Annotated in this window: 19 protein-coding genes; 17 read left to right on the forward strand and 2 right to left on the reverse strand. The window is 45.1% G+C overall.

The window, feature by feature from the left end:
• The first annotated feature begins 47 nt into the window (after positions 1-47).
• From AB1S55_RS07095 to AB1S55_RS07160, 14 genes are all read left to right on the forward strand, one after another.
• Positions 48-1,304, forward strand: a complete 1,257-nt coding sequence (locus AB1S55_RS07095) for a glutamate-5-semialdehyde dehydrogenase (RefSeq protein ID WP_370981107.1) — start codon at positions 48-50, stop codon at positions 1,302-1,304.
• Positions 1,305-1,320: 16 nt separating this feature from the next.
• Complete coding sequence (nadD, locus tag AB1S55_RS07100; protein ID WP_370981108.1) at positions 1,321-1,974, forward strand: nicotinate (nicotinamide) nucleotide adenylyltransferase; 654 nt, start codon at positions 1,321-1,323, stop codon at positions 1,972-1,974.
• A 30-nt stretch (positions 1,975-2,004) separates the two neighbouring features.
• Entirely contained in the window at positions 2,005-2,355 is a 351-nt protein-coding gene (rsfS, locus tag AB1S55_RS07105) for a ribosome silencing factor (RefSeq protein WP_370981109.1), read from the forward strand.
• A complete protein-coding gene (gene rlmH, locus AB1S55_RS07110; RefSeq protein WP_370981110.1) occupies positions 2,352-2,819 on the forward strand; it encodes a 23S rRNA (pseudouridine(1915)-N(3))-methyltransferase RlmH in 468 nt (155 codons plus the stop codon). Before rsfS ends, rlmH begins: the two co-directional genes overlap by 4 nt.
• 3 nt (positions 2,820-2,822) lie before the next feature.
• Entirely contained in the window at positions 2,823-4,718 is a 1,896-nt protein-coding gene (mrdA, locus tag AB1S55_RS07115) for a penicillin-binding protein 2 (RefSeq protein WP_370981111.1), read from the forward strand.
• Positions 4,708-5,856 (forward strand): rod shape-determining protein RodA, encoded by a 1,149-nt coding sequence (gene rodA, locus AB1S55_RS07120; RefSeq protein ID WP_370981112.1) that lies wholly within the window; start codon positions 4,708-4,710, stop codon positions 5,854-5,856. Before mrdA ends, rodA begins: the two co-directional genes overlap by 11 nt.
• Positions 5,857-5,868: 12 nt before the next feature.
• The gene (locus AB1S55_RS07125) at positions 5,869-6,876 is read left to right on the forward strand and encodes a septal ring lytic transglycosylase RlpA family protein (RefSeq protein ID WP_370981113.1); all 1,008 of its coding nucleotides are present in this window, start codon (positions 5,869-5,871) and stop codon (positions 6,874-6,876) included.
• A gap of 84 nt (positions 6,877-6,960) precedes the next feature.
• Complete coding sequence (locus tag AB1S55_RS07130) at positions 6,961-8,127, forward strand: D-alanyl-D-alanine carboxypeptidase family protein (RefSeq protein ID WP_370981114.1); 1,167 nt, start codon at positions 6,961-6,963, stop codon at positions 8,125-8,127.
• Positions 8,128-8,132: 5 nt separating this feature from the next.
• Positions 8,133-8,405, forward strand: coding sequence for a YbeD family protein (locus AB1S55_RS07135; protein WP_370981115.1), 273 nt, complete (start codon positions 8,133-8,135; stop codon positions 8,403-8,405).
• A gap of 6 nt (positions 8,406-8,411) precedes the next feature.
• Positions 8,412-9,137, forward strand: coding sequence for a lipoyl(octanoyl) transferase LipB (gene lipB / locus AB1S55_RS07140; RefSeq protein WP_370981116.1), 726 nt, complete (start codon positions 8,412-8,414; stop codon positions 9,135-9,137).
• Between the two features lie 68 nt (positions 9,138-9,205).
• On the forward strand, positions 9,206-10,186 hold the full coding sequence (lipA, locus tag AB1S55_RS07145; protein ID WP_370981117.1) for a lipoyl synthase: 981 nt from the start codon (positions 9,206-9,208) through the stop codon (positions 10,184-10,186).
• 205 nt (positions 10,187-10,391) lie between these two features.
• The gene (locus AB1S55_RS07150; RefSeq protein ID WP_370981118.1) at positions 10,392-10,778 is read left to right on the forward strand and encodes a BlaI/MecI/CopY family transcriptional regulator; all 387 of its coding nucleotides are present in this window, start codon (positions 10,392-10,394) and stop codon (positions 10,776-10,778) included.
• A 145-nt stretch (positions 10,779-10,923) separates the two neighbouring features.
• A complete protein-coding gene (locus AB1S55_RS07155) occupies positions 10,924-12,246 on the forward strand; it encodes a M56 family metallopeptidase (protein WP_370981119.1) in 1,323 nt (440 codons plus the stop codon).
• A 57-nt stretch (positions 12,247-12,303) separates the two neighbouring features.
• Positions 12,304-12,933, forward strand: coding sequence for an energy transducer TonB (locus AB1S55_RS07160; protein WP_370981120.1), 630 nt, complete (start codon positions 12,304-12,306; stop codon positions 12,931-12,933).
• Between the two features lie 81 nt (positions 12,934-13,014).
• Here the strand turns inward: AB1S55_RS07160 and AB1S55_RS07165 are convergent, their stop codons facing one another.
• Positions 13,015-13,965 carry a LysR family transcriptional regulator gene (locus AB1S55_RS07165; RefSeq protein ID WP_370981121.1) on the reverse strand — a complete coding sequence of 317 codons (951 nt, stop codon included), beginning with the start codon at positions 13,963-13,965 and terminating at the stop codon, positions 13,015-13,017.
• 65 nt (positions 13,966-14,030) lie between these two features.
• On the opposite strand from AB1S55_RS07165, the gene AB1S55_RS07170 reads away from it, so the two are divergent.
• The 3 genes from AB1S55_RS07170 (at position 14,031) to AB1S55_RS07180 (ending at position 16,500) form a co-directional block, all read left to right on the forward strand.
• Positions 14,031-14,606 (forward strand): flavodoxin family protein, encoded by a 576-nt coding sequence (locus AB1S55_RS07170; protein WP_370981122.1) that lies wholly within the window; start codon positions 14,031-14,033, stop codon positions 14,604-14,606.
• A gap of 107 nt (positions 14,607-14,713) precedes the next feature.
• Positions 14,714-15,736 carry an ABC transporter ATP-binding protein gene (locus AB1S55_RS07175; protein WP_370981123.1) on the forward strand — a complete coding sequence of 341 codons (1,023 nt, stop codon included), beginning with the start codon at positions 14,714-14,716 and terminating at the stop codon, positions 15,734-15,736.
• Entirely contained in the window at positions 15,733-16,500 is a 768-nt protein-coding gene (locus tag AB1S55_RS07180) for an ABC transporter permease (RefSeq protein WP_370981124.1), read from the forward strand. The genes AB1S55_RS07175 and AB1S55_RS07180 overlap by 4 nt, the downstream gene beginning before the upstream one ends.
• Before the next feature lie 38 nt (positions 16,501-16,538).
• On the opposite strand, the gene AB1S55_RS07185 is transcribed toward AB1S55_RS07180, so the two are convergent.
• Positions 16,539-17,441, reverse strand: a complete 903-nt coding sequence (locus AB1S55_RS07185; RefSeq protein ID WP_370981125.1) for a LysR family transcriptional regulator — start codon at positions 17,439-17,441, stop codon at positions 16,539-16,541.
• Positions 17,442-17,450: the final 9 nt, after the last annotated feature.

Genomic DNA, 17,450 nt, shown 5'->3' on the forward strand with positions numbered 1-17,450 from the left:
GGCTATAATGCCGGATTGACCTTAAGTAGCCCCCTAAAAGCATTCTTATGAACGTTACCGATTACATGATCGACCTTGGCAAAAAAGCTCGTAAAGCTTCTCGCCAAATGCTAGCTGCAAGCACCGCTGACAAAAACGGTGCTTTACTTGCGATTGCTAGTGAACTTGATGCCCAACGAGCAAGTATTGTTGCTGAAAACCAGCGTGATCTAGAAGCTGGTCGTGCTGCAGGTTTAGATGCTGCGCTGATTGATCGTTTAGAGCTAAACGATGCGCGTATCGACGGCATGATCGAAGGTCTGAGCCAAGTAGCTGCGTTGCCTGATCCATGTGGTGAAATCACCGATATGAAAAACCGCCCTTCGGGCATTCAGGTTGGTAAGCAGCGTGTGCCACTGGGTGTGATCGGCATCATTTATGAAAGCCGCCCTAATGTCACCGTTGATGCAGCTAGCCTGTGCTTAAAAGCGGGTAACGCAACGATTTTACGTGGCGGTAAAGAAGCCATTCATAGTAATAAAGCGATCGCTAAGTGCATTGAGTTGGGTTTGGAAAAAACCGGCCTACCTAAAGACGCCGTGCAGGTTGTCGAAACAACCGATCGCGCTGCCGTTGGCGCCCTAATTACCATGCCTGAATATGTTGACGTGATTGTGCCTCGTGGTGGTCGCGGCTTGATTGAGCGTATTAGTGCCGATGCGCGAGTCAGCGTCATTAAGCACCTTGATGGTATTTGCCATGTCTTTATTGATAAAGATGCCGACCTGAAAAAAGCCCACGATATTGCGCTTAACAGTAAAACCCATCGTTATGGAGTGTGTAATGCGATGGAAACCTTATTGGTGCACGCCGATGTCGCCAAAGAGGTCTTACCTGGTCTGCGTAAAGATTACGATGCTAAAGGTGTTGAGTTGCGTGGTTGTGCCCGCACCTTGGATATTTTGCCTGGCATTGAAACCGCCAGTGAAGAAGATTGGGATACAGAATATTTAGCACCTGTATTAGCTATTAAAGTGGTCTCGAGCTTTGAAGAAGCAGTTGATCATATTAATACTCACAGCTCACAGCACACCGAAAGCATCGTCACTGAAAATTACACCATGGCGCGTCAGTTTATTGCGCAGGTTGATAGCGCGTCTGTCATGATTAACGCATCAACCCGTTTTGCTGATGGTTTTGAATACGGTTTAGGTGCAGAAATCGGTATTAGTACGGATAAAATTCATGCGCGTGGACCAGTTGGTTTAGAGGGGCTGACTTCCCAGAAGTGGGTTGTTATGGGCGATGGCCATATTCGCGTTTAATGCAGCATAGTAAGTAGTGGCGGCATCGGTTGCAGTATTAGGTGGTAGTTTTGACCCTTTGCATTTAGGGCATTTAGCCTTGGTAAAAGCGGCTTTAGAGCAAATAAAGCCGGATTGTTTATTGCTTTTACCCTGTGCGACACCGCCTCATAAAGCGAACTTGGTCAGCTCTGCAGAAATGCGTTTGGCCATGCTGCAAGCGGCTGTTACGGAGCTTGCCGATTCTCGACTAGAAATAGACGTTCGGGAGTTTGAGCGTGAAGGAGCCTCTTACAGCTTATTAAGCCTGCAAGAGCTTCGAGCCAAATATGGTAAGGCTTGCAGTTTGAATTTCATCATTGGTTGGGATTCTCTGCAAAGCTTAGATCGCTGGTTTCAATGGCGAGAGTTATTTGCACTGTGTAACTTTGTGATTGCAAAACGACCGGGTTATACAGAGCTAGAATCAGCAGAAATACGCAAAGAAAAACAGCAGCGTGAGGTCGAGGCGGCGCAATTAAATCAACACAGCGCCGGAGCTATGGCTGAATTGCCGATGCCTGCTTGGCCTATATCATCAAGTGAATTGCGAGCGGCCTTACGCGCTCATTGTGATGACAGTTATTTACGCAAGTTTATAAGCCCTGCGGTATTAGACTTGATTCGCAAACAAGCGCTTTATAGCGCCTAATTGAATTTTATATTACGAGAATAAGAAACTATGTCTAAATCTTTACAAGCCATCGTCGAAGATGCCTTAGATGATTTAAAAGCTCAAGATGTTAGTGTGTTAGACGTTCGCGAATTAAGCGATGTCATGGATACCTTGGTTATTGCTACCGGTACGTCTAATCGCCATGTTAAATCTTTGGCTGGCAATGTCGTTGAAGATTGTAAAAAAGGTGGCTTTCAGCCTTTAGGTGTCGAAGGTCTAGATGCTGGTGAATGGGCCTTGGTTGATCTTGGCGATACGGTTGTTCATGTTATGCAGCAAAGTGCGCGTGACTTATATGAACTTGAAAAGCTATGGTCTATGGAACCCTCTTCTCGATCGAATACTGACGAAGAATGAAGCTTACGATTATAGCAGTCGGCACGAAAATGCCGGCTTGGGTGCAAAGTGGTTTTCAAGAGTATGAAAAGCGCTTGCCCAGGGAATGGAAGCCCAATGTGCGAGAACTTGCGGTTGCCAAACGCAGCAATAACGCCAATGTCGAGAAATTAAAACAACAAGAAGGCGAGCAAATTCTTGCGGCCTTGCCGCGCAATGCCTATGTGATCGCTTTGGATGTATTAGGTAAGAAAGTCGATACCCATTCGTTGTCTACTAATATGAAAAACTGGCAAGAGTTGGGGCAAGATATCGCCATTCTTATTGGTGGCCCCGATGGTTTATCTGAGGCCTGTCTTAAGCGAGCCAATCAGCTTATATCTCTGTCGGATTTAACACTTCCCCACCCTTTGGTTCGTATTGTCTTAATCGAACAGTTGTATCGTGGTTGGACTATTCTCAACAACCATCCCTATCACAAATAAGCGATGCTCGGTTCTGCTGCTAACAAGTCGTCTTACGATAGTGATCACCATCACTTTAAAGACCATGTCAGTGAGCACCGTTTATTTAAGCGGCGCGTTGTTGTGTCGCTGCTGCTATTGCTAGCTGCCTTATTGGTGTTGATTCTTCGGTTTCATACCTTGCAGATAGAACAATACGAAGATTATGTGACCCAGAGTGATAATAACCGCTTACAGGTTCGGCCTATTCCTCCTAATCGCGGCCTGCTCATAGATAATCGCGGCCGTATTATTGCTGAAAATAAAGCCATTCGAACTTTGAGTTTGGTGGTTGAGCGAGTTGATGATCTCGATGCTACGTTAAAAGAGTTATCCGAGTTGGTCGATATTAGTACCCGCAACACAGAGAATTTTCAAAAAGCGCTTAAATGGCGCCGCCGTCCTTATGAGCCCGTACCGCTTAAATTTAAACTCAGTGATGATGAAGTGGCTCGTATTGCGGTCAATGAACATCGGCTCGATGGTGTTGAACTCACTGGTCAGTTGGTGCGTTATTATCCTTACCATGATTTATTTGCTCATGTGTTGGGTTATGTTGGACGTATTGATGAGCGTGAACAGGGCCGCTTTGATGAAAAACAAAAGCAACTTTATGCCGGCACTCAAAGTATTGGAAAAATTGGCCTTGAGCGTTTTTACGAAGATGACTTATTAGGCCTTGTTGGCCAAGAGAAAATCGAAACCAATGCGCGTGGGCGCGCTTTAAGAGCTGTCGATAGCTTGGCTCCACAAGCTGGTAATGATGTCGAACTTTTTTTAGATATCGACGTTCAGAAAAAAGCCGCTGAGCTTATGCAAGGGCGTCGTGGCGCTGTTGTGGCTATGGAACTTGAAACAGGCGGTGTTATTTCTATGCTAAGTGCGCCAAGTTTTGACCCCAACTTGTTTGTAACAGGCATTAGCAGTAAAGATTATCGAGGGCTCAATGAAAACCTAGATTTGCCCATGTTTAATCGCGCTATTCAAGCTCAATACCCTCCGGGCTCTACGTTAAAACCCATGCTCGGTTTGGGCGGCTTAGAAAATAAAATCATCAGCGAATATAGCCGAGTTCGTGACCCGGGTTGGTATCAGCTAGAAGGCGATGATCGGCTTTATCGAGACTGGAAAAAAGGTGGCCATGGTCACGAAGTTGATTTATACAAAGCCATTGTACAAAGCTGTGATATTTTCTTTTACGACCTAGGCCATCGCATGGGGGTTGATTTAATGCATGCCTTTGGTGAGTACTTTGGTTTGGGTGAGCGTACAAATATTGATATTCCAAATGAGCGGCGTGGATTGTGGCCATCTAAAGAGTGGAAGCGCAATGTGCGTGGTTTAGCTTGGTATCCTGGTAATAACTTAAATATGAGTATTGGCCAGGGTGATGTATTAGCGACGCCTTTGCAGCTTGCCGCGATGACGGTCGCAATGGCTAATCAGGGTAAGTTTATCGAGCCGCGTTTAGCTAAACGTGTAGCGGGTAAAGAAACCACAAAAGTGGTTCGCAGCGTTTATAAGGGCGAGCAAAAAAACTGGGATTTAGTCTACAAAGCGATGAAGGATGTTGTGCATAGCCCCAGAGGAACTGCACAAGTGCTGAATAAAAAGCTTAAATTTACGATGGCAGGTAAAACCGGTACTGCGCAAGTCGTGAGTATTGCCCAGGAAGGTGAATACGACAGTGAAGCGCTCAGTGAGCGCAATCGTGACCACGCCTTATTTGTTGGTTATGCGCCGGTAGAAAACCCACTGATTGCTGTTGCTGTAGTGATAGAAAATGGTGAGAAATCAAGTAAAGCAGGGGCCGTTGCCAAAGGCGTGATGGCCGCTTACTTACAAAATATTCACCCCTTGGAGTTTGCCGATGTCGAGTAGTTCGGATTTTTTACGGCAGTTACCCGACTCGGCCGCACACTTTTCCCGCGCTGAATCTTTTTGGCGGCGCATTCACATTGACCCTGTTTTATTGTTGTTATTGTTGCTACTGACCGGCTTTGGTTTGTTTGCGCTCTATAGTGGAAGTGGTCAAAGTTTGGCTGTGGTGAAGCGTCAGCTAGCTTTTTATTTTATTGCTTATTGCGCCATGTTTACTGTTGCCCAGTTAGACATGAAACTGCTTTGTCGTTGGGCACCTTGGTTTTATGGCATTGGCATTGTTCTGTTGATATTGGTTTATATTGTTGGTGTGCAAGCGAAAGGCGCACAGCGTTGGATCAGTTTGGGCTTTATTCGTTTCCAGCCATCGGAAGTGCTGAAAATTGCAGTGCCGGTAGCGATGGCAGCGTATTTTTCTAGCCGTATGTTGCCCCCTAAATTGAAGCATATTATTGCTGCCTTGATTATTGTTGGGCTGCCGGCGGTGCTTATCTTAAAACAGCCCGATTTGGGTACCTCCATTCTTATTGCCGCTTCTGGCTTATTGGTTCTTTTTCTTGCTGGGCTGCGCTGGCGTTATATTTTAGGTAGTTTTTGTTTGTTGGGGGCAAGTGCTTGGCCTATTTGGAATTACGTATTACATGGTTATCAAAAACAGCGAATTCTAACCTTATTTAACCCTGAGGCTGATCGCTTTGGTGCAGGATGGAATACAATTCAGGCAAAAATTGCCATCGGTTCAGGTGGCTTAAATGGTAAAGGCTGGTTAAATGGCAGCCAGAGTCAGCTCGACTTTTTACCAGAAAGTCACACCGATTTTATTATTGCTGTTTTGGCCGAAGAATTTGGTTTTGTTGGGGTGGTGGCGCTATTGGCTTTGTATTTTGCTATTGTTTCTCGCGGTTTATTTATTGCTTGGACAGCGCAAACCACCTTTAACCGCTTGCTGGCTGGCAGTTTGATTCTGACCTTTTTTGTTTATATTTTTGTGAATGTTGCAATGGTAGGTGGCTTGTTACCTGTTGTAGGAGTGCCATTGCCATTGGTTAGTCTAGGAGGCACCTCACTGGTGACGCTTATGCTGGCTTTTGGCATTTTGATGGCCATAGCCACAGACACAAACAAGCCCTCCAATTAGAGCCCTCTAGCTATGTTAAAGCTCCTGACTCTTGGTCTTTTGGTTGCGCTGTTGAGTGCTTGTGTCGCTCAGCAAACTAAAGATGACCCTTATGCTGATCTTAAAGATATTATCCCTACTAAAGAAAAAGACAGTGGCCCCAGTAAAGAAATAGATATGAGCCATATCCCAGATGCCGTACCGGTTTATGAGCCTCGGCGTCGGGCGGGTAATATCAGCCCCTATAAAGTGAAGGGTAAGGTCTACCACGTAATGACTGAGGCTTCAGGCTTTAGTGAAACCGGCATTGCCTCGTGGTATGGCAATAAGTTTCACGGTAATTTAACCAGTAATGGCGAGCGCTACGATATGTATGGCATGACGGCTGCGCATAAAAGTTTACCGCTGCCGTGTTTTGTTAAAGTGACTAACTTAACAAATGGTAAAACCGTGGTTGTGCGGGTTAATGATAGGGGCCCCTTTGCTCATGGGCGTATTATCGACTTGAGTTATGCTGCGGCTCAGCGCTTAGACTACGTTCAGCAAGGCACTGCCAAAGTTCGCATAGAGTATATCGAGGTACCTGCTCCTACTGGTGAAGCTGTTAAGGTCGCCGGTTCTTCCCAGAACGCCACGCCTGTGGCAGCACCTTCTGCTCCAGCTAAAGAAGCCGAGCCAAATAAGCGTGCTCAAGTGATTTCAAACAATAGCGCAGCGCATGTGTCAGAGTCTGTCTCCGGTGCGGTGGCTCAGCTAAGCGGGCAGGCGTCAGTGAATTCGGCTTCTAATACTGGGCAGCCTCAGCGTTTTTTGCAGGTCGGTGCTTATAGTACGGAGGCCGCCGCCTTAACCACTCAGTTCCAGTTGGGGGGCTTGCTCTCTTGGCCCGTGGTGGTGGAGGCCTTACAGCAGGCCGGCGACAAACAGATCTATCGAGTTAGTGTTGGCCCCTTGCCTGATGATAGTACGCTAGAGATTGTACAAAAGGCCTTGTTAGAGCAAGCCCAAATAAAGTCCATCCCAGTGACTCGTAAACCTTGATACGATCGTGTGCGTGGTTCCCTCTGGGAACCTTTGTTACAATTCGCGCGTCCAATAGCTCCCCAAATCAGGAATAGTCAGTTCATGTCTCGACTACAGCTCGCTTTTAGTGCTTTATTGTTTTGTTTAACCGCTGCTACACAAGCGGCTCAGGTCATTATACCGGCTCCTCCAGAGTTGGCAGCTAAGGCTTGGGTTTTGATGGATGCTGACAGTGGCGAGGTCTTAGTTGAATACAATGCCGACCAGCAACTACCTCCTGCAAGCCTCACCAAAATAATGACGACCTTCATCGTGTCGGAAGAAATTATGGAAGGCCGCCTAAAAGAGCAAGATCTTGTGCGCGTGAGTGATAACGCATGGCGCAAAGGTGGTTCTGCGAGCGGTAGCTCAACCATGTTCTTAAAACCTCGCTCGGAAGTGTCCGTTATCGACATGCTGCGTGGCGTGATTATTCAAAGTGGCAATGACGCCTCTATCGCCTTAGCCGAGCATATTTCAGGTAGTGAAGAAGCCTTTGCTGACGTTATGAACCAAGTCGCTCAGCTTCTTGGCATGCAAAATACTAATTTTGAAAATGCAACTGGCTGGCCTGCAGAGGGGCATTTAACAACGGCACGTGATTTAGCGATTTTGGCCCGCGCTACAATTAATGATCACCCTGACCACTATGCTATTTATGCTGAAAAGTACTACAAGCACAATGGCATCAATCAGCCTAACCGTAATAAGCTACTGTTTCGTAACAAATTTGTTGATGGTTTAAAAACCGGTCATACCAAGGAGGCGGGTTATTGTTTGGTTGCTTCGGAAAAGCGTAATGATATGCGCTTAATCTCTGTGGTCTTGGGTACCAAAAGCACCGAAGCTCGCGCCACTGAAAGTCAGAAGCTATTGGCCTACGGTTTCCGCTATTACGAAACACACAAATTGTATAGCAAGGGGCAACTTGTGCCTGAGCTTCAGCAGCGCGTATGGGGCGGTGAGCAAGAAAGCCTTGATATGATGATCGCCAGCGATGTTGTCGCAACGATTCCTCGTGGCTCACGTGAGCAGTTGAGTTTAGAAAGTGAAGTCGACAGCGTTTTAAAAGCGCCTATTAGTAAGGGCCAAGAGTTGGGTGTGCTTTCTCTACAACTCGATGGTAAGACCGTTGTTGAAGCGCCCTTACTGGCTGCAAACGATGTTGCTGAAGCCGGTTTCTTTGCGCGCATGTGGGATGAACTCATGTTGATGTTTGAAGACGAGTAAAAGCAATGAGTCAGCAAGAACCTCCTAAGATTGAATTCCCTTGTGCCAACTACCCAGTCAAAATCATGGGTGAGCACAGCGAGGAGTATCACGAAACCGTGCTTGATATTGTTGAAAAGCATGCCCCTGGTTTTGACCGCAAGCGAGTCAGTATCAAAGTCAGCTCTAAAGGCAGTTTTCGCTCGATTACCGTATTAATTACGGCAACGGGTGAAGAACAGTTGCACGCCTTGCATATGGATTTAAAAGCCGTAGCTGCGACTAAGATGGTGCTTTAAAGGCGCATGAGTGAAAGCCGCATCACGCCATCTACTACAGAGGCTTCAATTAAGACCAATAAGCTGCCTTTAATTGTAAGAGAGCTAGGCCATGTCGATTATCAAGACAGTTGGCAGGCCATGCAGCAATTTACTAATGAGCGCAGCCCCGACAGCATCGACGAGCTGTGGTTGTTAGAACACAAGCCCGTTTTTACTCAGGGTCAGGCCGGTAAGGCTGAGCACTTGTTGGAGCTTGGTGACGACATCCCTCTAGTGCAAAGTGATCGAGGTGGGCAGGTGACCTACCACGGCCCAGGTCAGTTAGTGGCTTATGTGTTGTTGGATCTTAAGCGTCTAAAAATGGGCGTCAGAGAGCTCGTGAGCGCCATTGAAAGCAGTGTTGTGGCTTTGCTAGCTTCTTATGGCATAGAGGCTGCTGCCAAGCCGGATGCGCCTGGTGTGTATGTTGAAGGCCGGAAATTAGCCTCGCTTGGCCTTAGAGTTCGCCATGGCCGCAGCTTTCATGGTGTGGCTCTGAATTACAATATGGACCTAAGCCCTTTTTTACGTATCAACCCATGCGGGTATCCGGGGCTTTCCATGGTTCAGCTTGCGGATCTACTTGCAGGTGAGGATTTGCCCTCACTCAAGCAATTTCAAAGCGATTACGCTACAATGCTTGCCCAGATTTTGGGCTATGAGTCTCAGGCACTGCGCCACAGCAGCGAAGCCTGGCCTGCCCAAGCCTAAACGTTCACAGTCAGTCGCGTGCGCTCAGGTCACAAGCCAAAAGCGTAGTCGCCCAGCAAAGAAGTACTATGTCTGAAGAAAGTAAAACACCCGTCAAACGCACACGTCGCTTACAGCAAGGTGAAAAACTTCGCGATGCCGATAAAGTTGAGCGTATCCCAGTAAAAGTCATCGCCAGCGATGAGGTTTTACGCAAGCCAGATTGGATTCGTATTCGAGTGAGTAATTCACCCGAAGTCGATCGCATTAAAAAACTGCTGCGTAAAAATAAACTTGCGACAGTCTGTGAAGAAGCCAACTGCCCGAACTTAAGTGAATGTTTTGGTGGTGGTACCGCGACCTTTATGATCATGGGTGAGATATGCACCCGCCGCTGTCCTTTTTGTGATGTTGGCCACGGTAAGCCAAACCCACTTGATGCGGATGAGCCTAAAAACTTGGCTGAAGCGATTGCTGACATGAAGCTTAAGTACGTGGTTATTACCTCTGTTGATAGAGATGATTTGCGTGATGGCGGTGCGGAGCACTTTGCTGAATGTATTCGCCATGCCCGAGAGTTGTGCCCAGATTTAGAAATCGAAATATTAACGCCGGATTTCCGTGGCCGCATGGATATTGCTTTGGATATTCTTGAAAAAGACGCGCCCGATGTCTTTAACCACAACCTGGAAACCGTGCCACGTCTCTATCGACAAAGCCGCCCCGGTGCTAATTACAAATGGTCTCTTGAGCTTCTACAAAAATACAAGCAGCGCCGCCCTGACGTATTAACAAAAAGTGGCTTGATGGTAGGCCTTGGTGAAACCAAAGAAGAAATTCTTGATGTTATGCGCGATATGCGTGAGCACGACATCGACATGCTCACTATTGGTCAATACCTACAACCATCTAAAGACCACTTACCTGTCGAGCGTTACGTTACACCCGAAGAGTTTGATGAATACACAGCCTTAGCCGAAGAGCTCGGTTTTAAACACGCAGCCTGTGGCCCACTTGTTCGCTCTTCATATCATGCGGATAAACAAGCTCATGGTGAAGAAGTCAAATAAGGCTACTTCGTAGTTATTAAAAAAAGCCTGAATCAGCGCTGCTGCTTCAGGCTTTTTTGTATGTGGGCTAGTTTATCTTGCGACGATTTAAGCTCGGCTGTCTCTGGGCCACTTCTATAGCTGCTAAATTTTTAGCATTTATAGCTTGAATATATTAATACGACCTGCTAAATTTCTAGCATGTGCTACAAATTTAGCAGGTCGTATGTCTAATCAACTTCAAAATTTAAGTCGTCGAGAGCGACAAATCATGGATGTTATCTTTGAGCTCGAAGCTTGTTCGGCGCAAGAGGTGTTAGAGCGCATGCCCGATCCTCCGTCGTATTCATCTGTTAGAGCTTTAATCGCGCGCTTAGTTGAGAAGGGAGTATTGGATAAGCGAAGCGAAGGGACTCGGCATATCTATTTTGCAAAAATATCTCAAGGGCATGTTCAGGGCTCTGCACTGAAACGATTGGTTAAAACCTTTTTTAAAGGCTCGGCGATCAATGCGGTTTCAGCACTGCTGGACTTGAATGATGGAGAACTAAATAAACGGGAGCTAGATGAGTTAGAGCGCAAGATTAAGCGATTAAAATCTCAAAATAGGTAAGCCTGTGTTTGAAAATATTGAGCTAATTAACTTCTTATGTGCTGTGATTATTAAGCCTTTAGTCGTTTTCATATTTTTGCTATTGATAAAAGCAGGGCCTGCCAAATCGCCAGCGCGCTGTTCGTGGTTGTTGACGTCGAGTTTATTGCTTTTTATCGTTTTATTTGTTTTACAGGCTCATCTTCCAAAGGTTGTTTTACCGTTTATGCCGGCAGCCAAGGTAAGTATCGTTATGTTATGGCATCAACCTTGGCCAATCTATTTTTCACTATATTTTATTCCTATGTTTACTTTAGTATTTTTGTGGCTGGGAGATCTTTATCAGGCAAGACGGGTCGTTAAAAAAGCAAGTTTAATCAATAAGAGTGAGGCTGAAAAATTACTGCCTGTAAAGTTTGGATTTATTAGCTTTATAGAAACTAAAGAGATTAATACCCCTGCTGTTTGGGGGGCGATGAAACCACTTATATTATTACCCCGTACTTGGCGCACTTGGGATAAGGATAGGTTGGAGCGTATTTTGTTGCACGAGTTGGCTCATGTGCATCGCAGGGATTGGTTGTGGCGTCAGCTAACGTATTTTATACGTGCAGTGTTTTGGTTTTTACCACCAGCTTGGATTTTATTAGATCGTATTAAAAAGAATGCAGAGCTCAGTGCAGATGATCAAGTAATAGAGCAGCTATCATGTCGAAGCGCTTATGCCGAAGACATCTTGTTTATGGTCGTAGAGCAGAAAACACCACAGCAGTTAGTTGCATTAGACCAGAGCTTTTTACACCAGAGGTTGTCAAATGTACTCGATGGAGGAAGGGACAGAAGCGGATTTAGTTTTAGGGGTAAGGTGGTCTCTATTATTGGTCTTTTTTTATTGTTGTCCCTGTTATTTAGTTTGCACATTACTGAGTATCAGAGGCCGGTATTAGTTTATAAAGCGCCAGATTTAACCTTGACTTCCTTCAGATCTGTAGAGAATAAAAACGAAAAAAAGGAAGGTGAGCTTCATAGTCTAGACGTGATAAAGCGATCGGTTTATGAACAATTAACAGTCATGCCTCAATCATGGAGCGCAGTATCAAGTGTTGACTCTGACGTTGTTGAGGCTGTGTTACCTAAGGTTGGTTTTGTTAATCAAGACCGATCTTTAGACTACGACTTATCTGAGAGTATTGAAGCCGATAATATTTCAATAGAACTTAGTGGTTTTTTGGCTGATGACATGTTGGTGCCTCGATATCCGTTAAAAGCTTTACGTCGCTCACAGGAAGCCGAGATCAAAGTTATATTTGATATCGATGTTGACGGATTGGCAAAGAATATTAGATTTGAAGAGGAAAATAAAAATCATGTATTTAATAAGGAGGTTAAAAAAGCTTTAGAAAATAGCCGGTTTTCAGTTCGTTATTTGAATGGGGAGCCGGTGAGAATATCCCGAGCTAGGGAAGTTTATAAGTTTAAAATAAATTAATAAAACGTAGCGCTTTTACCCATATATAAAAATGATCAATCGCAATGCGAGGTGGATATGAGCCAGGCAATAAGAAATAACAATGTATTAACGCACATGTCATCGGTGCTAGTTCCTTTAGTCGCTGCAGCCGTTATGACACTGCTTCTATTTTATATTATGTATATATTGGTTCGTACAGAACCTGTCGATATTGTTGATGTGGTAGCACCGATACTACCGGCGGTTGTGCTTGATGAGCGAGATAGTGTAGACCCTAAATACGATTCGATTGTACGCCCAGAGCCAATCGAAGAGCCCCCTGAGATGCTTGATCCTCCTCAGGAGAATATGGTAGGGGAAGGGGTAGAGATTCCTACCTTGAATTTGCCTAAAGAAACGTTTGAAACCACATTAAGAATCGGTGTGGCTCAACATCCAGTACCTCGAGCGATGGTTCAGCCTAGGTATCCACAAAAAGCCATTAGACGTAATTTAGAAGGTTGGGTTTTGCTGCAATTTGATGTTAATAAGCGCGGAGAGCCTGAAAATATTCAAGTTGTGAGCTCACAGCCTGAGGGTATCTTTGATAGTGCTGCCAAAAACGCTGTATCGCGCTGGCGCTATCAGCCTTTGGTTGATGATGAGGGACAACCAGCCACATTTAGAGCCATGAGAAAGCGTATAACTTTCAAGCTTGATAAATAGAATGCTACGTTACTTAGCGCCTTCGGGCGCTTTTTTTATAAAACTATGCGTCTATTTATTAAACGGTATATACAAGCATTGCTAAAGTATCGGCTGGCAACTTCTATAGCGCTCTTTCAAATAATCAATCAACAAACGCGTGCTTAAAGACTGCTGCTTTCTACTAGGGTAAACAGCGTATATGTCACGTATGGGTTCGATAGAGTATTCGCTAAGTAAACGCACTAGCTCACCTTTGGCCACGTATTTATTAACAGCAAAGTCGGGAAGACAGCATAAACCAAGGCCTTTAATTGCCGCTTGCCTTAGCACGGTTATATCGTTGCTGCTATAAAGGGTATGGGTGCCCAGCCTTTCTGAAAAGCCAGTGTTGTTTTTAATGTGTAGCTCGTGCTTGCGCTTAAAATTAACAAAAGGCAGCGCCAGTAATTGTTCGGTTGTTGTTTGTTCTTGTTTCGCTAAGAACTTGGGGCTAGCGCAGAGCCAATAAGAGCTACTACCCAGAAACTGCGCTATGTAATTGCTATCACGTAAAGGGCCAATACGCACTGCTAAATCGATACCTTCTTCGATTAAATCCTGAAGCTCGTTATCTAAACTGAACTGGATTCTTATGCTTGGGTGCTTTAAGGCAAAATCACTTAACCACTCACTTAATACTTCTTGAGCCATAAATACCGGTGCGCTGAGGTGAATATGGCCTTCAATATTTTGTTGGCTACGTACTAAGGCTTCAGTTTGCTCGCGAATAGTTAGAACAGATTGCTCGGCGCCATCGAGCAGTTGTTGCCCCGCTGAGGTTAATTTCATTTTGCGAGAGCTGCGCTCTAATAAGCGAACGTTTAGGGCTTCTTCTAGTTGGGCTAAGCGGCGGCTGACGGTACTACTGGGGATGTTTAGCTGGCGTGCAGCAGCGCTAAAACTGCCATTGTTGGCAATGCTGATAAAAAGGGCAATGTCGTCATAGTTCCATTTCATATAATTAGCGCCTAGATTATCCCGTTTATGGGATGCTTCCTCTTGTTTTTCCATGTTTTTTGTTTAAAAACGGGATAGTAGCATGAGCTCTTTAAAAACTAGAGGAGGGAGTAGCAGCAATGAAGTCTATCGCAGTGGTCTATTTTAGTGGTTATGGTCATACCGTTCGTCAAGCGCAGGCCGTCGTTAAGGGGTTGGAGCAGCAAGTTAATACACGGGTTCAGCTTTTGGCGATTTCTGAAGGCGGGGCCTTAACTGAGTCGGAATGGGAATGTTTGGATGTGGCAGATGCCATTGTTTTTGGTGCGCCGACTTATATGGGAACCGTGCCTTGGCAGTTTAAAAAATTTGCTGATGACAGCAGTAAGCGTTGGTTTGCATCTGCATGGAAAAATAAATTAGGTGCGGGCTTTACTAACTCCGCTTCTATGAATGGTGATAAGGCAACAACAATTAGCTGGCTAATGACCTTTGCCATGCAGCATCGCATGTTGTGGGCCGGAGCGGCATCAGCACCGTCTAATAGTAAGAGTGCAGATAGAAACGATTTAAACTATCTGGGTTCTTATAGTGGGCTGATGGCGCAATCTCCCTCTGATGCCAACCCTGATGAGGGGCCCTTGCCTGGTGATTTAGAAACAGCAAAGGCTTTTGGGTTGCGTATTGCGCAGCTTACTCAGGGCTTATCTATCTAGGCATGATATGACATTTGTCATATCTAATTGATGATACTTGTCCATGCTTTATTGTTATTACCGAGTTCATAATCCATAACACTTAAGGAAATGACAGAGGGTGGATTATGAACTCAACGAACAATGTGACAGGGTGTGCAACTGGGCATGCAATTGAAACTGGAGCTAGTGAGCCTGTTGCTGTTATCAAGGGCTTAAATAAAACCTTTGCTGGAAAAGTTGCTCTTAACGATATTAATTTTACTATTCGTCCAGGCCAAGTGCTTGCAATTTTAGGGGCAAATGGCGCCGGCAAAACAACGTTAATAAATGGTTTGCTAGGTCGTTTAAGTTTGGATTCAGGTCGAATTCGTATTTTTGGTGAAAAACCTGGGTCGCTTGTTGTTAAAAGGCAAACAGGGGCCTTATTGCAAGTTGCCTCACTGCCTGACACGCTCAAAGTAAAAGAACATATTCAGCTATTCCAAAGTTATTACCCCAAGCCTATGCCTTACGACGAGGTGATCGCTTATGCAGGGTTAGAGGGTTTACAAGAACGTTATTCAAAAAAACTGTCTGGTGGAGAAAAGCAACGCCTGTTGTTTGCTTTAAGTATTTGTGGAAACCCTAAGCTCTTATTTTTAGATGAACCGAGTGTGGCTATGGATGTTAGTGCTAGGCAGAGTTTATGGTCGGCTATCCGTAAGCTTAAGCAACAGGGAGCCGCAATCGTGCTAACAAGCCACTACTTAGAGGAAGCAGATAGCCTAGCAGATGAGGTTCTTTTACTTAAAGAAGGGAAGATAATTCAGCACGGCACTGCGGAAGAGATTAAAGCAAGTGTGAGCTCAAGTTTAATTCGTTTTTTGAATCCGGATGAAGACATCGATTTTTATGGTTTTGTTGATGTCGTATCCGTAGCTCAGAGAGGTAAATATATTAGCTTGCAAAGCAGAAACACTAATAAAACCCTGCTGTCTTTATTGGCAGCTCAGCCTGAATTAAAAGAGCTCACAGTGTCTCAAGCGGGCTTAGAGCAAGCTGTTTTACGCATGGAAAATACTGCCTGTCAAAGTAATGGCATAAATGGGCAAGCTTTGAACGAGCAAAGACCGGCAAAACAAGAGCTAAGTAAGAGGAGCGCAGCATGAGCACATCGCTATTGATACCTAAGGTAAATACTTTAAATGTTTATTGGTTAGAGACAAAATTTGAATGGCTTAAAACAGTCAGAAACCCTGCATTTGCACTGCCAACGCTTTTGTTTCCAACCATGTTCTATTTGTTTTTTGGTGTGCTTCTTAATCAAGGTAATGTGCCGGCCTCTACTTATTTGTTATGTACCTACGCGACCTTTGGTGTAATGGGGCCTGCTTTGTTTTCTTTTGGTGCTGGTCTGGCAGTGGAAAGAAGTAGGGGCTGGCTTGATGTAAAAGAAGCATCACCTATGCCTGCCTTCGCTCAAGTTGTGAGCCGGATACTGGTATCTATGCTATTTTCTTTGATTATTGTTTCTGTGATGATGTTGATAGCGGTATTTGTGGCGGGTGTGAATTTGTCCCTGGATCAAGGTTTATTACTTCTTTTTGTATTGATACTAGGAAGCTTGCCCTTTTGTTTATTGGGCCTAGTATTGGGGCTCAGTCTTAAGGCAGAAAGTGCTGCTGCAGTAGTCAATGCTATTTATTTGCCTATGTCTTTTCTTTCTGGCTTATGGCTACCGATTAGCATGTTGCCTGGCTTTTTGCAGAGCTTTGCACAGTTTCTACCTTCGTATCACCTTGCGCAGCTTACTTTAAAAGTGATCGGCCAGGATCTAGGGGGGGCTATTGTTGTGCATATAACGGCTCTGCTCATTTTCTCTGTTGCTTTTTTATTACTGGCTTTAAAACTGTATGCAAAGGCTCGGTCTTAGGCTGAGCTTATATGCAAAGTAGCTAAATTGAGATTACTTTATGGATTAATAATTTTGTTTTCCTGCAAGCGGCTGATGGCTAAATCTAAGAAACTACGAATCTTTGCGTTGCTTCTTTTGCCTTCTATACGAACTACGTTGACAGGCAGAGGCGCTTCTTGAAACTCATCTAACACAGTTTTTAAATCGCCTTGCTGTAGGTGCTCACTCACTTGGTACGATAGGGCGCGTACAATGCCATGACCTTGTAATGCTGCGCTGATGCTAGCGCCAATTTGGTTGCAATAAAGGCGAGGGCTGAGCTTAATATGCTCAGTTTTGCCCTTGTTATTAAAGCGCCAAATCGGCGTGGAGTCGGGGCTCGTGCTAAAGATAATCTGGTGCTGCTGTAAATCTGATGGTTGCTTTGGTGGTGTATGCTTTTTTAAGTAGGTCGGTGATGCGCAATGTAAACGCAGTATCTGCCCAACCTGTGTGGCATATAGGTTTGAATCTTTAAGATGGCCTATACGTATAGCAATATGCATCTCTTCTTCAAGTAAGTGTGTGATACGGTCGTAGTTCATCGCACGTACACTCATTTCGGGGTAAAGCGTTAAATATTCCGTAATAATCGGCATCACATGCTTTTCACCAAAAAGAACCGGAGAGGTGACGGTAAGCATGCCTTTAGGCTCGGCGTAAACACCTGCCGCTGCGGCTTCAGCTTCTTCTAAGTCTTCGACTATACGCTTGGCGTCTGTCAAAAAACGTAAGCCTGCATCACTTAAGCGTACATTGCGAGTTGTTCGGTTTAGGAGACTAACACCCAAACCTTGCTCTAGTTGCGCAATAGCACGAGTGACAGCGGGGGCAGACATCGCTAAATGCTGGCTGGCGGCCACAAAACTCTTTTGTTTGGCGACCTCAATAAATACGCGAATCGCCTCTAGTTTATCCATAGCACTTAC

It is taken from the genome of Agaribacterium sp. ZY112 (genome assembly GCF_041346925.1).
Taxonomy (GTDB): Bacteria; Pseudomonadota; Gammaproteobacteria; order Pseudomonadales; family Cellvibrionaceae; genus Agaribacterium.

Excerpts from the sequence above, each read along its gene's own strand:
- lipB (WP_370981116.1), top strand. The coding sequence starts at position 8,412 with ATGAGTGAAAGCCGCATCACGCCATCTACTACAGAGGCTTCAATTAAG.
- AB1S55_RS07095 (WP_370981107.1), top strand. The coding sequence starts at position 48 with ATGAACGTTACCGATTACATGATCGACCTTGGCAAAAAAGCTCGTAAA.
- AB1S55_RS07165 (WP_370981121.1), bottom strand. The coding sequence starts at position 13,965 with ATGGAAAAACAAGAGGAAGCATCCCATAAACGGGATAATCTAGGCGCT.
- rlmH (WP_370981110.1), top strand. The coding sequence starts at position 2,352 with ATGAAGCTTACGATTATAGCAGTCGGCACGAAAATGCCGGCTTGGGTG.
- rodA (WP_370981112.1), top strand. The coding sequence starts at position 4,708 with ATGTCGAGTAGTTCGGATTTTTTACGGCAGTTACCCGACTCGGCCGCA.
- AB1S55_RS07170 (WP_370981122.1), top strand. The coding sequence starts at position 14,031 with ATGAAGTCTATCGCAGTGGTCTATTTTAGTGGTTATGGTCATACCGTT.
- lipA (WP_370981117.1), top strand. The coding sequence starts at position 9,206 with ATGTCTGAAGAAAGTAAAACACCCGTCAAACGCACACGTCGCTTACAG.
- mrdA (WP_370981111.1), top strand. The coding sequence starts at position 2,823 with ATGCTCGGTTCTGCTGCTAACAAGTCGTCTTACGATAGTGATCACCAT.
- AB1S55_RS07125 (WP_370981113.1), top strand. The coding sequence starts at position 5,869 with ATGTTAAAGCTCCTGACTCTTGGTCTTTTGGTTGCGCTGTTGAGTGCT.
- AB1S55_RS07180 (WP_370981124.1), top strand. The coding sequence starts at position 15,733 with ATGAGCACATCGCTATTGATACCTAAGGTAAATACTTTAAATGTTTAT.
- AB1S55_RS07160 (WP_370981120.1), top strand. The coding sequence starts at position 12,304 with ATGAGCCAGGCAATAAGAAATAACAATGTATTAACGCACATGTCATCG.
- AB1S55_RS07175 (WP_370981123.1), top strand. The coding sequence starts at position 14,714 with ATGAACTCAACGAACAATGTGACAGGGTGTGCAACTGGGCATGCAATT.
- AB1S55_RS07130 (WP_370981114.1), top strand. The coding sequence starts at position 6,961 with ATGTCTCGACTACAGCTCGCTTTTAGTGCTTTATTGTTTTGTTTAACC.
- AB1S55_RS07185 (WP_370981125.1), bottom strand. The coding sequence starts at position 17,441 with ATGGATAAACTAGAGGCGATTCGCGTATTTATTGAGGTCGCCAAACAA.
- AB1S55_RS07150 (WP_370981118.1), top strand. The coding sequence starts at position 10,392 with ATGTCTAATCAACTTCAAAATTTAAGTCGTCGAGAGCGACAAATCATG.
- AB1S55_RS07135 (WP_370981115.1), top strand. The coding sequence starts at position 8,133 with ATGAGTCAGCAAGAACCTCCTAAGATTGAATTCCCTTGTGCCAACTAC.
- rsfS (WP_370981109.1), top strand. The coding sequence starts at position 2,005 with ATGTCTAAATCTTTACAAGCCATCGTCGAAGATGCCTTAGATGATTTA.